The organism is Psychrobacter immobilis (assembly GCF_904846175.1).
GTDB classification, from domain to species: domain Bacteria; phylum Pseudomonadota; class Gammaproteobacteria; order Pseudomonadales; family Moraxellaceae; genus Psychrobacter; species Psychrobacter immobilis_E.
Map to the genome: position 1 here is coordinate 172,962 of NZ_CAJGZM010000001.1, position 15,891 is coordinate 188,852.

General features: G+C 40.9%; 13 protein-coding genes. 6 read left to right on the forward strand and 7 right to left on the reverse strand.

Translation table 11 applies throughout. The features are described 5' to 3' along the window. The first annotated feature begins 65 nt into the window (after nt 1-65). The gene (locus JMW39_RS00700) at nt 66-1,766 is read left to right on the forward strand and encodes an AMP-binding protein (protein ID WP_201543014.1); all 1,701 of its coding nucleotides are present in this window, start codon (nt 66-68) and stop codon (nt 1,764-1,766) included. A 113-nt stretch (nt 1,767-1,879) separates the two neighbouring features. Here JMW39_RS00700 and JMW39_RS00705 read toward each other — a convergent pair whose 3' ends face one another. From JMW39_RS00705 to sohB, 5 genes are all read right to left on the reverse strand, one after another. Beyond that, complete coding sequence (locus tag JMW39_RS00705; RefSeq protein WP_201543015.1) at nt 1,880-2,749, reverse strand: SDR family oxidoreductase; 870 nt, start codon at nt 2,747-2,749, stop codon at nt 1,880-1,882. A 262-nt stretch (nt 2,750-3,011) separates the two neighbouring features. Beyond that, entirely contained in the window at nt 3,012-3,770 is a 759-nt protein-coding gene (locus tag JMW39_RS00710) for a histidine phosphatase family protein (RefSeq protein ID WP_201543016.1), read from the reverse strand. 90 nt (nt 3,771-3,860) lie between these two features. Beyond that, nucleotides 3,861-5,144 (reverse strand): phosphotransferase family protein, encoded by a 1,284-nt coding sequence (locus JMW39_RS00715; protein ID WP_201543017.1) that lies wholly within the window; start codon nt 5,142-5,144, stop codon nt 3,861-3,863. A 145-nt stretch (nt 5,145-5,289) separates the two neighbouring features. Continuing rightward, nucleotides 5,290-6,540, reverse strand: coding sequence for an acyl-CoA dehydrogenase family protein (locus JMW39_RS00720; RefSeq protein ID WP_201543497.1), 1,251 nt, complete (start codon nt 6,538-6,540; stop codon nt 5,290-5,292). Nucleotides 6,541-6,769: 229 nt separating this feature from the next. Further along, nucleotides 6,770-7,786 carry a protease SohB gene (gene sohB, locus JMW39_RS00725; protein WP_265088431.1) on the reverse strand — a complete coding sequence of 339 codons (1,017 nt, stop codon included), beginning with the start codon at nt 7,784-7,786 and terminating at the stop codon, nt 6,770-6,772. 400 nt (nt 7,787-8,186) lie between these two features. On the opposite strand from sohB, the gene aspS reads away from it, so the two are divergent. From aspS to JMW39_RS00750, 5 genes are all read left to right on the forward strand, one after another. Beyond that, entirely contained in the window at nt 8,187-10,013 is a 1,827-nt protein-coding gene (aspS, locus tag JMW39_RS00730) for an aspartate--tRNA ligase (RefSeq protein ID WP_201543499.1), read from the forward strand. 67 nt (nt 10,014-10,080) lie between these two features. Beyond that, entirely contained in the window at nt 10,081-11,046 is a 966-nt protein-coding gene (locus JMW39_RS00735) for a lysophospholipid acyltransferase family protein (protein ID WP_201543019.1), read from the forward strand. A 142-nt stretch (nt 11,047-11,188) separates the two neighbouring features. Next, entirely contained in the window at nt 11,189-11,989 is an 801-nt protein-coding gene (locus JMW39_RS00740) for a glycosyltransferase (RefSeq protein ID WP_201543020.1), read from the forward strand. A 161-nt stretch (nt 11,990-12,150) separates the two neighbouring features. After that, nucleotides 12,151-12,909, forward strand: a complete 759-nt coding sequence (locus tag JMW39_RS00745; RefSeq protein WP_201543021.1) for a glycosyltransferase family 25 protein — start codon at nt 12,151-12,153, stop codon at nt 12,907-12,909. A gap of 37 nt (nt 12,910-12,946) precedes the next feature. Beyond that, nucleotides 12,947-13,747 (forward strand): glycosyltransferase family 25 protein, encoded by an 801-nt coding sequence (locus JMW39_RS00750; protein WP_201543022.1) that lies wholly within the window; start codon nt 12,947-12,949, stop codon nt 13,745-13,747. Nucleotides 13,748-13,779: 32 nt separating this feature from the next. Here JMW39_RS00750 and JMW39_RS00755 read toward each other — a convergent pair whose 3' ends face one another. Next, nucleotides 13,780-14,463: a glycosyltransferase gene (locus tag JMW39_RS00755; protein ID WP_201543023.1), complete on the reverse strand. Its 684-nt coding sequence runs from the start codon at nt 14,461-14,463 to the stop codon at nt 13,780-13,782. A gap of 425 nt (nt 14,464-14,888) precedes the next feature. After that, nucleotides 14,889-15,818 (reverse strand): branched-chain amino acid transaminase, encoded by a 930-nt coding sequence (locus JMW39_RS00760; protein ID WP_149490023.1) that lies wholly within the window; start codon nt 15,816-15,818, stop codon nt 14,889-14,891. Nucleotides 15,819-15,891: the final 73 nt, after the last annotated feature.

Here is a 15,891-nt window from a genome sequence, read left to right on the forward strand (position 1 = left end):
GTTGACAGGGATGTGACTACTTTTTTATAGAACCTTAACTTATCGTAAATTTAAGGACGCTAAGTATGACCACTGATAAACCTTGGCTTGCTCAATACCCAGCAAACGTACCTAAGACCATCAATCCTGATCAGTATGAGAGCCTGATAGAGTTATATGAAGAGTGCTTTAACCGCTTTCGTATGCATCCGATGACTATTTGTATGGGTGTGACTCATACTTATGGTGATGTTGATAAAGCCTCTCTTGCCGTCGCTGCTTGGTTGCAAGCACAAGGTATTCCTAAAGGCAGCGTCGTTGCGCTCATGATGCCAAACGTACCACAGTATTTACCGACCATGATTGGTATTTTACGTGCAGGCTATGTTTGTACCCCTATCAACCCTCTGTATACCGGTCGCGAGCTGCGTCATCAACTAAATGATTCAGGTGCTCAAGTGATTTTTGTGGTCGATAACTTTGCTCAAGCACTCGAGCAAGTGATCGAAGAGACGGATATCAAACGTATTGTCCTATCAAAAATGGGCGATATGATGGGTCTAAAAGGTATTTTGGTCAATACGGTTATCCGTCAGGTCAAACGCTTAGTACCGAAGTACAATCTTAATGATCCTAAATATAACGTTACCAAATTCCCTGACGTGCTTAAAAAAGGTAAAAATCTGCCGTTCCAAGCACCAAAAACGTCGTTGCAACAAAAAGCGATTTTGCAGTATACCGGTGGTACGACAGGATTATCCAAAGGTGCGGTATTAACTCAGCGTAACGTCGTCGCTGCTGCGATGCAGTCAGAAGCATGGTTTCGCCCTGTTACCTCAGAAATTAATGAAGTATATATCAATATGGTCATGGCATTGCCTCTGTATCATATTTTTGCCTTCATGCTGAGCTTACTGGGTATGCGTTCTGGTTATACCTTTATTTTGGTACCAAACCCACGTGATATGCCTGGATTTATCAAAACCTTATCCAAACAACCGTTTCATATTTTCCCAGCGGTCAATACCTTGTTTAAAGGATTGCTTGATCAACCTAACTTTAAAGACTTGGACTTTAGATCACTCCGTCTCTCACAAGCAGGTGGTATGGCAGCGACCGAACAGACCGCTGCGCGTTGGTTAGAGGTTACTGGCTGTCCAATGGTTGAAGGTTGGGGTATGACCGAGTGTGTGGCAGTTGGTACCAACAATATCGTCACTGATCGTAAGTTTAACGGTACCATTGGTACTCCTGGCCCAAGCGTCGATATTATTATCATAGATGAAAACGGTAAGCAGGTAGGCCTTAATCAGTCAGGCGAGATGTGTATTAAAGGACCTAATGTTTTTTCAGGTTACTTTAATAAAGATCCTATTGATGACTTTACGACAGACGGTTACTTCCGTACCGGCGATATCGTTAGTATGAATGAAAAAGGTTATATCACCCTACTTGATCGTAAAAAAGATATGATTTTGGTCTCGGGATTTAACGTTTTCCCTAACGAAGTGGAATCCGTCATGTTTGATTATAAAGGAATTGTTGATTGTGCGGTCATCGGCATTCCTGATGACCATCAAGGTGAGGCGGTTAAAATCTATATCGTCCCTGCCGACAACAATGTAACTAAAGAAGATATCAAAGAGTTCGCTATCGATAACTTAACCGGCTATAAATGCCCGCGTCATATCGAGTTTGTCAGCGAGCTACCAAAGAGCAATGTCGGTAAAATACTACGCCAAAAACTGCGTGAAAAACATATATCAGATAACCCGCAAACCTTGTAGTATTTAAGACGTTAAAGTTTCAAAAATAATAAAAAGCCCGCTATATAAAATGTAGCGGGCTTTTTATTGATTTGATTTTAATACCTCTGACATCATCAGCAAAAAAACTGCTATCAGCTGACTCTATTGACCACTTGTAATGGCAAGTGCTTCATAGCTTTACCGACAATCGACCATGGCAAACTTGGTACACAAGCTTCGTCGACCTCCGCCTCAATCGCGGCGACGATTGCTTTGGTACCCGTCTCGGCATCTACTTCAAACGGTAAAGGTTTGGCATTTTCATTGATTTCCGTGCGCACATAACCGGGATAAATAGTGGACACTTTAATCGGCAGCTTGGTCAATAACATATCCGCACGGATACCTTCTGCGAGATGCGCCAAACCCGCCTTACTTGCACCGTAAGCGGTCAAATGCTTAGGTAAGCCGCGCATCGCTGACATACTAGATATCACCACCAGATGACCACTATTTTGTGCACGGAAAATATTCATCGCTGCTTCACATTGGGCGAGCGCTGAGATAAAGTTAATTTCAACCGTTTTACGATTGGTATCAAAACGCCCTTTCCCAATCCGGCGACTATCGCCAATACCAGCATTGACCACCACGCGATCGATATGCTCAAAATCCGCTGCGAACGCATCAAAGACGTCGAATATCGCCTCGTAATCGCTGACATCTAAGACTTTATATTCAATACGAATATCAGGATATTGAGCCATCAACTCTGACTTTAGATTTTCTAAACGATCAGCACGGCGGGCACAAATAGCAAGGTTATAGCCAAGTTTAGCAAATAATCGTGCCATGCCCTCGCCCAATCCTGAGCTCGCGCCGGTGATTAAAATTGTTTTACCGCGTCCAACTTGCTGCTTATTCAAGGCTTTCAGATAACGCCCTGGCTGAATAGCACTAAATAGCTGATTTTTATGCTGTTTAGCGCTACTGGTGACTAAGTTTATTAATTTATTTTTCATGGACCATCCTATCCTGTTGGTATCAATATAAATGACGTCGATTATCTATCATAGCGTAAACCTATAGACTTAGCTAAGCTTAGCAGTTATAGCGTAAACCAAACACGCAATCAATTTACAGTACCATAAAGTTAAAGCATTTTAACGATGCTAATCAATGATTTTAACTCCATAAAAAGCGGCTACCTAGTTACAGCAACCGCTTTATTATGTTTTTAATTGGCTTCTTAATTAGGGCTTTAATATTTTACTCATCTCTTTTTTAGCGCCATGTCACAAAGCGTTTACCATCAGCGAATAAATGACTGTACTCATTTAGAGACAATAAGCGACTACGTTCATTTTTAAGCGTAAGTGACGTCACGCCGGTGTTGACTAAGCTTTTATTGATTTGATACGCCATCGAGCTACCTTGTTGTAATAACTGCGCGGTGATAGCAGCGATGATACCGCCTGAGGTAAAGACCAGCACTGTATCATCAGCACCCAACTGTAAATTAGCAACTTGCAGACGGACCTGCTCAAGCGCTTGCTTGGCACGTTCATTAAATTGCAGCCAGCTCTCGATATAATCATTGTCATTTTCACCCGCATGCCAGCGCTGCATCGCGTCGTCAAACAGCTCCGCTAGACGTGTGACTGGCACTTCTGCTTTAGCAATCTCAGCGGCGATTGCTACGCGATTAGCAAAAGCAGGATTCGATTTTATCAGTACATCTTTATGATTAAACTCATCAAATTGCGGCAGCACATAGCTATCAGGCTCATTTAGATTGATAGTAGACACGCTCGGTTTCTCATTACCCTCGCCAAAAGATGACTGATAACTTTGCCAAAAATGACGTGCAGAATTTTGCTGCCTAACCAAACTACCGCTAAAAATCGCATCGATTCGTCGTTGGGTCGTTGCATAATGCTGACCCAGCATTTGTGCCTGCATACCACCAAGCTCTGAGAGCTGATCGTAATCCTCTTGCCCAAATGACGCTTGACCATGACGTGCTAAAAGTATGGTTGTCATAAAAAATTGCCTTATTAATCGTACTTTTTTAAATTTTTTAGATTGAATAAACTGCTATAAATTTCTGTATTTGATATGCGTTTGAAGCGTTTATTCTTCAGTTTTAGAAGTACTTTGTCCAAAATAGCTTTTTGGTAAAATGCCTTTGATAACCGTTTGAATAGGACTCGGCAGTTGCTCGACCATGGCCACATCGACGCCCATATCTTGCAGGTGCGGTTGCACGTGGCTCGTAAACAAAGCCTCGCCTTCATACTGAGCGATAAGTTTCAGACACTTAGCATGTAAGACATGGACGATAATCCAAAAATTCTTAAAAGCTGGATTGCTGGTTTGTTTATTATAATAACGATAATAAATCTGCTGCACGATACCCGCTAGGCGGAATAGTCCAAACACTTCATAAAAAATCCAGTTATCTATCTTAAGGCCAGTCTTTTCAAGATAATAGGCAACCACTTCGTCACGGGTCATCATGCCTTTCAAGTGTGTTGGCTGACGGCGAGATTGCTGCATGACGATATTATCATCTTCCTCAATCCAGTAAGCCAATGCGCTGCCCAAATCCATCAAAGGATCACCCAAGGTTGCCATTTCCCAATCAAGTACGCCGATAACCTTAGTTGGATCAGCGGCATCTAAAATGACGTTGTCAAAGCGCCAATCATTGTGAATCAAGCAAGTCTTACTATCAGCAGGAGCGTGCTTACCAAGCCACTGACGTATCAATGCAAAGCTAGGAACATTTGGGGTTTTGGCTTTGACATAACGCTTATCCCAACCAGTGACTTGGCGCTCGCAATAACCTTCTCCGCGCCCAAGATTTACTAAATCAGGATGCTCTTTATAATCTACTTGATGCAATTCAATCAAAGCGTCAATAACATTGGTACATAAGGCGCGCGTTTGCTCTGGATCTAAATCAACGCCTTTTGGCAAATTGGCACGCGGAATGATGCCTTCCATACGCTCCATGACATAAAAATCGGCACCAATTATATCTTCATCAGTACACAGCGCCACCATCTTTGGTACATACGGATAAGCATCTTTTAAGGCTTTTTGCACGGTATATTCGCGCACCATATCATGCGCTGATTTGGCTTTAGTGCCTTTTGGCGGACGACGCAGAATCAAATCTTGGTCTGTGCCATCACCATTATATTGCAAGCGATAAGTCCAGTTTGAAGCGCCACCTGAGAATTGAGTAACGGTTGGCTCGCCTTCTATATTAACGCCTTGCTCACGTAGCCAAGCGCTGACCGCTTTAGCGTCAAGCTCTTCGCCCTCGCGCACTTCGCCACCTTTATCTAAGACTTTATTAAGTGTTTGATTGTCAGTGTCAATATTCTTGGCCTGATTATCAGTTACCATGAGATGTTCCTTATCGTGTGGTCATTTATTTTTGTATGAGATTAAGGTTTAAAGATTCACTATCAAATAATCGATAGTGAATCTTTAGTAACAGTGGTCGTTGAGCCCGTTTTTTACTAAATGACAGACTCATGTCTAAGCTATATTAGGATTTAGCAGGTTTAGACGGACGACTAAAGCCCTGACGCTTCAATTCTAATTTCGCAATCATGGTTTTGTGTACTTCATCAGGTCCATCGGCTAAGCGTAGTGCTCGTGCTTGGGCAAAGAAAGCAGGCAACATCGTATCTTGGCAAACGCCCATGCCGCCATGAATCTGAATCGCCATATCGACCACTTCTTGTAATACCGTTGGTGCAACGACTTTAATCGCAGAAATTTCAGTCAATGCCGCTTTGGTACCTTGAGCATCCATTTTTTGCGCCGCATATAGCGTCAATAAACGTGCTTGATCAATCTTAATGCGCGCGTCAGCGATACGCTCAAAGTTACCACCTAGTTGTAATAATGGCTTACCAAACGCGGTACGCTGCATACCACGTTTGACCGCAAGCTCTAGCGACTTTTCGGCAGCACCGATACAACGCATGCAATGATGAATACGACCTGGCCCTAAGCGACCTTGCGCAATCTCAAAACCCATACCCGGCCCACCGATAAAGTGGCTGACCGGGACGCGTACATTATTAAAACTGACCTCACCATGCCCGTGCGGCGCATCATAATCGCCAAATACTTTCAGCATACGCTCGATATTAACACCTGCTGTCTTTGCCGGCACCAATACCATCGAATGCTGGTGATGACGGTCTTTATTATCATCAGGGGTATAGGCCATGACAATCAATACATCGACCGCAGGGTCACCCAGACCTGACGACCACCATTTACTGCCATTGATGATAATCTCATCGCCATCGACGACAGCCGTCGCTTGCATGTTGGTGGCATCACTAGAAGCTACATCAGGCTCAGTCATACAAAACACCGAACGCGTTTTACCTTCTAATATTGGCGTGAGCCACTTGTCTTGCTGCTCATCAGAACCATAGCGCCATAATAATTCCATATTACCGCTATCAGGGGCATTACAGTTAAAGACATAAGGCGCTAACAAACTGCGACCGGTCAGCTCGGCAATCGGTGCATAATCGGTAACAGAAAGCCCAGCGCCAAGCTTGTCATCTGGCAAAAACAGATTCCATAAACCCGCCTCGCGCGCTTGTTTACGCAGGCTCTCGTACTTTTCTGGCCAGTGCCATTTGGTCCAATCGCCGTCTGGGTTTTGCGCATGACAATCCGCCCAAAACTGTGCTTCTATTGGCTCGATTTGGGTTTCGATAAATTCTTTGACTTTGGCATGCATTGCTTGACCATGTTCGGTGGCGGTAAACATTAATGTGTCGGTAGACATAGTTGACATCCTTTTCTTTGCTTATAGTTAATAACTTTTATAAAATTCACATCGAGATTTCATAAGAATATTAATGAGATTTTATAGTGTACGTGCGTATACTCTCTTTTATCTGCACCATTTATAACACAGCATTTATGATTAAACAGCAAAAAAGGCGCGACCCGCTAGGACACGCCTTTTACAAAATACAAACAATACACAATTAAGATTATTTTAGGATATTCAAACGACTGTTCAAATCAAAACGTGCCAATGCATCTGGTAGCTTATCAACCGCCATGCTGATTGTTGCTTCTGCGGCTTGTGACAAACCCAATTTTTCTGCTAACGTTGGCTTTTGACGTGAATGCAGCGCATACACTTCATTATTTTCCATGCGCTCTAAAATATAGCTGTCAGAGGTTTGCAGGCTATCGATTAAATTAAGTTTTAGGGCATCTTCACCATACCAATGCTCGCCAGTCGCCACTTTAGCGACATCTAATGTTGGACGATAATTATTGACGAAATGCTTAAACAACTCGTGCGTCTGCTCAAGTTCTTCTTGATATTTGGCGCGGTCTTCAGCGTCATTTTCACCAAATACGGTCACGGTACGTTTGTAATCGCCAGCGGTAAACATCTCATAATCGACGTCGTGATTTTTGAGCCATTTATGGAAGTTTGGTAGTTGCGATACCACACCGATTGAGCCAATCACAGCAAATGGTGCGGCGACGATATTGTCGGCGACACAAGCCATCATATAACCGCCACTGGCCGCGACTTTATCGACACAAACGGTGAGTTTTAGACCCGCGTCTTTTAAACGTGCTAATTGTGCCGCTGCCAATCCATAGCTATGAACCAAACCGCCGCCTGATTCTAAGCGTACCACGACTTCATCACCTTTATTAGCGGTGCTGATGAGCGTGCTGATTTCTTCACGTAAATGCTTCACTGCAGTGGCTTTGATATCGCCATCAAAATCAAGAACAAAAACTTGTTGCTTATCATCGCTATGATTCTTTTTATTTTTACTTTTAGTTTTTACTTTTAAGGCTTGTTTGGCTTTCTTCGCCATGGTTTTTTTCAGTTGTTTAAGCGCCGCTTTACCTTGGGTCGCCTCCATCAGGTCTTCACGACGTTGCTCTTGGCTTTTATTGAGATGAATAACTCTTAGCTCAACAGGATTTTTAGAAGGATGAAAAAGCATGAGCAGGATTCCTTGATAGTTAAAATAAATAATGGTAATGCATAATTGAAGTGGTTTTAATTTTAATAAGGTTTGATAAGTTAGCCTGATATGCGCACGCTGGCTAGTATTTTCAAGCAAAATGACAATATTTAACCCAATACAAATATTACTGAATAAATACGCCCACTACTGATACGTTCCTGCACTTCGATTGAACACCACTGATTGGACGCCACAGGTTGTATAACAAGGGCAGATTAGGCATAATATGTGTTTACACCAAATTTTCTGCAGCCAACGTGATGACCATTTGTCTTATATCGCGTTATTTGTGCTTTTTTAGCTAAAGGCTTAAATGGCACGGCGCATGTATCACACAATAGCGGCTGCATTATTGTATTTCGAATTGGGCTGACAACTGGATAATTATATTATGACGCAAAGCACTATGACGCATAGCGAATACCGAGACGAATATTGCGGAGCCGTAACTGAAAGCTTCATCGATCAGACCATTAGTATCGTAGGCTGGGTACATCGTCGTCGCGATCACGGTGGCGTGATTTTCTTAGACATGCGTGACCGCGCGGGTATCTTGCAGGTCGTCGTTGACCCTGATACGCCAGAAGCGTTTGCGATTGCCGATGCGGTACGTCCTGAATATGTGCTAAAAATCACTGGTCGCGTACGTCGCCGTTATGAAGGTACCGAAAACAATAATATGACCAGTGGTCAGATTGAGTTGCTAGGCAAAGAAATTGAAGTATTGGCAAAATCTGAAACACCGCCTTTCCCATTAAATGATGAGAAAACCACGGTATCAGAAGACTTACGTTTAAAGTACCGCTATCTTGATATGCGTCGTCCGCAAATGCAAGAACGTATGGTTTTTCGTGCCAAAGCAACTTCAACGATTCGTCGTTATTTAGATGACCATGGTTTCTTAGACGTTGAAACGCCTATCTTGACTCGTGCAACGCCAGAAGGTGCGCGTGATTATCTTGTGCCTTCTCGTACACGTCCGGGTAACTTTTTTGCTTTGCCGCAGTCACCGCAGCTGTTTAAACAGTTATTGATGGTGTCAGGATTTGATCGTTATTATCAAATCGCTAAATGCTTCCGTGACGAAGATTTACGTGCTGACCGTCAGCCTGAATTTACACAGGTGGATATTGAGACTTCTTTCTTAAACGAAGAAGAAATCATGAATATCAACGAAGGTCTAATCAAGCATCTATTTAAAACTATGATGGATGTTGAGTTTGAAGACTTCCCACGTATGACTTATGCCGAAGCGATGCGTGACTATGCGTCAGACAAGCCTGACTTACGTATCCCATTAAAATTGGTCGACGTTGCCGATTTAATGAAAGACGTTGATTTTAAAGTATTTGCTGGTCCTGCAAACGATCCTAAAGGTCGCGTTGCTGCTCTACGCATCCCTGGCGGCGCTTCATTAAGCCGTAAACAAATCGATGCTTATACTAAGTTTGTGAGTATTTATGGTGCTCGTGGTTTGGCTTATATCAAAGTCAACGACGCTAGCAATATCAATAACGGTGTCGATAAAGAGTCTGGCCTACAGTCACCAATCATCAAAAATATGACTGATGATGTACTGGTAAGCCTGATTGAGCGTACTGGTGCTGAAAGCAATGATATTATCTTCTTTGGTGCGGATAAAGCCAGTGTCGTTAATGATGCAATCGGTGCACTACGTCAAAAAATTGGTCTAGATTTAGAGATGACCACGTGTGAATGGGCGCCACTTTGGGTGACTGATTTCCCAATGTTTGAAGAAACTGACGATGGTCGTTGGACCTCAATGCATCATCCGTTCACTAAGCCTAAAGGATCGGTGCAGGAATTAAAAGACAATCCAGAAAAAGCGCTATCTATCGCTTATGATATGGTATTGAATGGTACAGAAGTTGGCGGTGGTAGCTTACGTATCAATACCTTTGATATGCAGCAAGCGGTACTTGATGCTTTAGGTATTGGCGAGCAAGAGGCTCAAGACAAGTTTGGCTTTTTACTTGACGCCCTAAAATTCGGTGCGCCTCCGCATGGTGGCTTGGCCTTTGGTTTGGATCGTCTGATTATGCTTATGGTCGGCGCGGACTCTATTCGTGATGTCATTGCCTTCCCAAAAACCAAAACTGCGGAATGTCCACTCACTCAAGCACCTGCTGAAGTCGATAGCAAACAGCTACGTGAACTTGGTATCCGTGTGCGCGAAAAAATACAGGCTGATACTAATAAACCTGCTCAATAAACGGTTTAATAATGCACAGATATTGTTTATATTGCTCGTTATGTGATTTATCACCGTGTGAATGGTCATGAATCCATATCATATCTTCAAATTCGTGCCACTGTCTGTTTTGCAGATGCTGGCACGTTTTGTTGCTTGGGTAATATTAAAGATGCCAAACGCTAGCATTATGCGTACTGTGCGTATCAATATGGCACTAGTTGCGCCGTCGTTATCTGCTCGACAAAAACAAGCGTTAACTAAAGACATTATTTATCATCAATGTTTAACCAGTATTGAATCTATCAAGAGCTGGGCGATGCCACCCGAATGGAGTATTGCTCAGATTCGCAACGTTTATAATAAAGATTTTTTATTAGAGGGGCTTGCAAGCCCTAACGGTATGCTGGCGATTGTGCCACATCTCGGTACGTGGGAGATGATGAACGCTTGGCTCAATCAGTTTGGTTCTCCAACGATTATGTATAAGCCAGTTAAAGGCGGTTTTACCAACGACTTCGTACTACAAGGTCGCTCGCGTCTTAATGCGACACTGGTTCCGACCGATGGTAGCGGCGTAAAAGCCGTATTTAAGACCCTGAAACAAGGTGGCTTTAGTATTGTGCTACCCGATCATGTGCCCGACCCATCAGGTGGCGTGATAGTACCCTTTTTTGGTATTGAGACTTTAACCAGTACATTGGCATCTAAGCTTGCGAGCAAAACCAAATGTGCGTTGGTTGGTTTATCCTGCATTCGTCGCGATGACGGGCGCGGCTTTGATATCTATTGTTATAAATTAGATGACCCTGCCCTATATGACCGCAATACTGAAACTGCGGCGTATGCGCTCAATCTTGCCATGCAACATATGATCGAAGATAAATGTAGTCATTATATGTGGGGTTATCGCCGTTTTAAGCATATTCCCGTTCTAGACAATCCTTATATCGCGGAAGAAAAAGCTTTGGCTGATTTTATTCGCCACAATCCTCAAAATCAAGCAAAGCATAACGATGGATATGCTTCTCGTAATCCTGAATCTGAACCTTAATAAGTAACAATAATACAATCAGTTAAGCATTTAGAAATATCGTGAATGATAGCTATGCTAATATTGGCAAGCTCTTATCCTTTACGATATTTTGTGATTAATTCGTGACTGACAGACTCTTCACTTATTTTATGAGTATATTATGGCAACTGACGTAACCAGCTCTTTATCGACCGATCAAATACAAACCAGTCATAGCACTGCCGAACAGCGTTATATTATTTGTATGAAATGGGGCGATAAATATGGTCCTGAATACGTTAACCGTCTTTACAATATGGTTAGTCGACATCTGACATTAGATTTTCAAATGGTCTGTCTCACCGATGATAGTACAGGCATCGACCCTGCCGTTCAATGTTACCCCATACCTGAGATGGATTTACCAGCGGGCCCTGAACGTGGTTGGAAAAAGCTCACGACCTTTAAGCCAGAATTATATGACCTAAAAGGTGTTGCCTTATTTTTAGACATTGATATCGTTATCGTCGATAATATGGATGTTTTTTTCACTTATAAGGCTGAGCACGAAGACAGCGTGGTCATTATCCGTGACTGGAAAAAGCCATGGCGCATGATTGGTAATAGCTCGGTTTATCGCTTTAACATCGGCATGGATACGTATCCTGATTTGCTTGCAAACTTTGAACGTAACTTTGATAGTATTCGTCAGCAAGTGCGCCATGAGCAAGCTTATCTGTCCAACTATCTGCGTGAATATCACCATTTAGAGTATTGGGATAAAGATTGGTGTGTCAGTTTCAAATACCAATGTATGGCGCCTACTCCTTTGAATTTCTTATGTGCACCGATGCTGCCTGATGGTGCAAAAATCGTTATTTTCCATGGTGAGATCAATCCGCCCGATGCCATCAAAGGCGGTGGTGGTAAATGGTATCGTCATGTCAAGCCTAGTCCTTGGCTAGAGGAGCATTGGCAATAATTAAAAAAGCAGTGTTAATATACTCCATAACTCTTTTGAATTCGGGTCAAATTATAAGTATTGAATGTTACAACTTTCTATAAAATGAGTTAAAAGTCTATTATGGTAAGTAATATATTTTATTCAGTTCGATAAATAATTAAAGAGGCGTCACAATAAAAATGAAAATTGATGTATATTTAATCAATCTTGATAGTAGTTTTGAACGCTTAAAGCAAGCCGATACAGAGTTGAAAAAATATAATATTGCCTATAAGCGTATTCCAGCAGTTGATGGACGACTACTTAATGTACACGATTATAAAAACTATGACAGTAAACAAGCACATCAACTAATGGGGCGTGATTTATTAGGAGCTGAAATTGGGTGTTATTTGAGTCATTTAAGATGCATTGAACGATTTTTAGCATCTGATGCAGACTATTTGATAGTTTTAGAAGATGATTTGGTTTTAGAAGATGATTTGCAGACTATAAGTCAGAAAATTCTAGTTTGGTTAGAAGAACAAAAACTCAATTGGTATATGGTGAATCTTGCAGCCAATAAACGCAAAATATCAAAACACTTACATCAAGTGGGCAAGTTTAATTTACTTAAGGCTTATTATTTTCCTGTGCTTACTTTAGGTCTAATTTGGTCAAGACAAGGTGCAGAAGATTTTTACCAAGATTACCAAATAATTAGTGCACCTATTGACGTAACATTACAATCTTGGCTTACTAAAAATAGTAAAGGGCTTTCAGTGTATCCAGAATTAGTGATTGCTAATAATGTACAAAGTGATATAGACCCAACGCATAATTCGACTATGAAAATGAAACATATAGATAATGCCCGTATTGGGAAACGATTTCCACGCCAAAAAAGAATGTGGTCAAATAAACATATTGCCATAAAAAACAAGCTACTTAACAAATAAACAAGCTCAGATGTTGTTTACAGAGTATATAAAAGACATGAAAGTATTGATTATTAATCTTGAACAGTCTACTGAGCGTTTAGCTCAACAGGAAATGCAATTCAAGCAATTGGGTTTATCGTTTGAACGTCTACCCGCAGTTTCAATTGGTGATTTTAATGATACAGAATATCATCGATTGGCTTTTTCAGGTCAAAGACCACTCAAAAAAGCAGAATTAGCATGTTTTTTAAGCCACAAAAAAGCATGGGAATATGTAATTACAGCAAATGAACCATGCGCCATACTAGAAGATGATGCTGTATTAGTCAAAGATTTTGTACATATTTTGTCTGAACTAGAACAGCAAGATATTGATTTTGTTAACCTTGAAGTCCATGGTAGAAAGAAAATAGTTTCATCTACTGAGCATTTTAGTATTGTAAATAAGCAATATAATCTATTAAGATTATTTTTAGACAGAAGTGGTACAGGTGGTTATGTTATTTATCCTAGTGGCGCAAAAATATTATTAGATTATATGCAACAACGTCCTATTGGTTTAGCTGATGAGTTTATTCATAGTTGTAATACCCTAAATCGCTACCAAATAGAGCCTGCAGCCCTTTTACAAAGTGATCAATGTAAGCAATACAATGTCCCATGTGACACCGTCCTCCACTCAGTGATTGCCCAAGTATCATCATCTGTTAAAACAACATATGAGTTAAACCTAAAGGAAAAATTTGTATTTAAAATTAGACGTATTCTAAGACAAACTGTTCTTGGCTATCATTTAATTAAATTCAGAACAAAAGGTGAAAGACGCTATATCAAAGTTGATCAAAACAGATTTTAGAATCTATTTTGATCAAAATTTCATATTGAGAATTACCCAAAGATTTTGGCTTTCATTTGTACAAAAACATTAGTTTTTGGTGGATTAGCAATGCTATTATTCTCACCAATGTGATAACACACACCTTCTTTTAAAAAGAATATATATTTGCCTTTCTTTCTAAGCCAACGTGATATATGCCTTTCTTTTTTATAAGTGGAGAAATTACCAATTTCCTTCCATGTATCTACCGAAATAATATGTGGATTAAAGGTATATCCATGCCACTGTTCATGTAAGGCAGTTAATTTAGCTGCTTTAACCGGTATTGTATCTAAGTATTCAACTTTCATTAAATCTTCATCCGAGAATGGAAAATCTAATATTTTTCTTAAACAAACACTCGTGATACAGGGATCAGTTTTTAGTAACTCAATATACGAAGCAATATTAAGCTCGCTATCGAAATACCAGTCATCTTCACAGTGAAAAATATAATCCGTTGTGACATATTGATACATTTTATCAACCGCGCGGTGATGCCCTATATGATTTTCTTGATTTAGGAGAATACCATGCGGACAAAGACCCAAAAAGACATCGTTAGTTTCTTTATCGCCAAAATCATTAATTGCAATGACATTCTCGAAGTGATATTTTGCAAGTAAACTCGTTAATGTTTGATGCAATAACTCGGGTCGTTTACCAATCGTTAGGCATAAGGTAATATTATTCATTAAATAAAGGCTCTTTATATGTGTTCAATCTTAGCTATTACACAGGATACCCTAATATTTTAGAGTGAAATTTTCTTAAAAGATTTTGATCTTTTGGACAGGATACACTATGTTCGCTAATATGATGGCATAACCTATTCTTTCTAACATAAACTGAGATATCTCGCTTTCGATTAAAATGAAAAACCACCTGCACTTTTCCATGTATCTACGGAAGCAAGGTGTGGATTAAATGTAAAACCAGACCATTTGTGATGTGTAAAATCTAGTCTAGCTGTACGTAGTAACTTAATATATTTTACATCTCTAGTAGTTGGTCAAATAACCAATCATATTTAATATCAGCGACTCGTATTTTAGTTTTAAAAAAGCTAAGACTCAAAACAGTCTTAGCTTTTTCACTTCATACAACGCAGTTTTAAAGATTAATCAATAAAGCTTAACCAATCCATATACTGCTCATTGCGACCATGGACTACATCAAAGTACAAGGTTTGCAGTTTTTCAGTCAACGGGCCACGACCACCATTACCGATAGTACGATCATCATACTCACGAATAGGCGTGACTTCAGCTGCGGTACCAGTCATAAATATTTCATCTGCCAAGTAGAACTCATCACGAGTGATACGACGTTCAACGACTTTAATCCCTAAATCATCAGCGAATTGAATGATGGTACGACGGGTAATGCCGTCAAGCGCACCGCCGCCCAAATCTGGTGTATGCAGCACACCATCTTTGACTAAGAACAAGTTCTCGCCAGCACCTTGGCAGACGTAGCCTTGTGGGTCCATCAAAATTGCTTCGTCATAGCCATTACGAGTCACTTCTTGGTTGGCCATGATAGAGACTGGATAATTGCTTGAGGCTTTTGCTTTACACATGGTCACATTGGTCATGTGGTGGGTAAATGAAGAGGTTTTTACACGAATGCCGTTTTTAATACCGTCTTCACCCAGATAGGCGCCCCAATGCCAAGCAGCAACCATCGCATTGATACTATTGTCACGCGATGACAGACCCAATTTTTCTGCGCCAACCCAAATAAGCGGACGAATATAGGCTTCTGCCAAGTTATTTTGTTTGACCACATCTTTTTGCGCTTGCTCAAGTGCCGCTGCATCAAATGGTACATTCATTTGAAAGATTTTTGCAGAACCCAATAGGCGATCGGTATGGTCTTTTAAGCGAAAAATCGCTGTGCGATTGTCAGCAGTCTGGTAAGCACGTACGCCTTCAAACACAGCCATGCCGTAATGCAGGCTATGTGTAAGCACATGAACCTTGGCATCTGGCTGTTCAATCATTGTGCCATTCATCCAAAGCTTACCTTCTTGTGTTGCCATATTCATTTAATAGTCCTTATGCTAGCGCTGACGTCTAACTTTTTTTGTTGAGTGTTAAGTAGATATTTTAATTAAAATA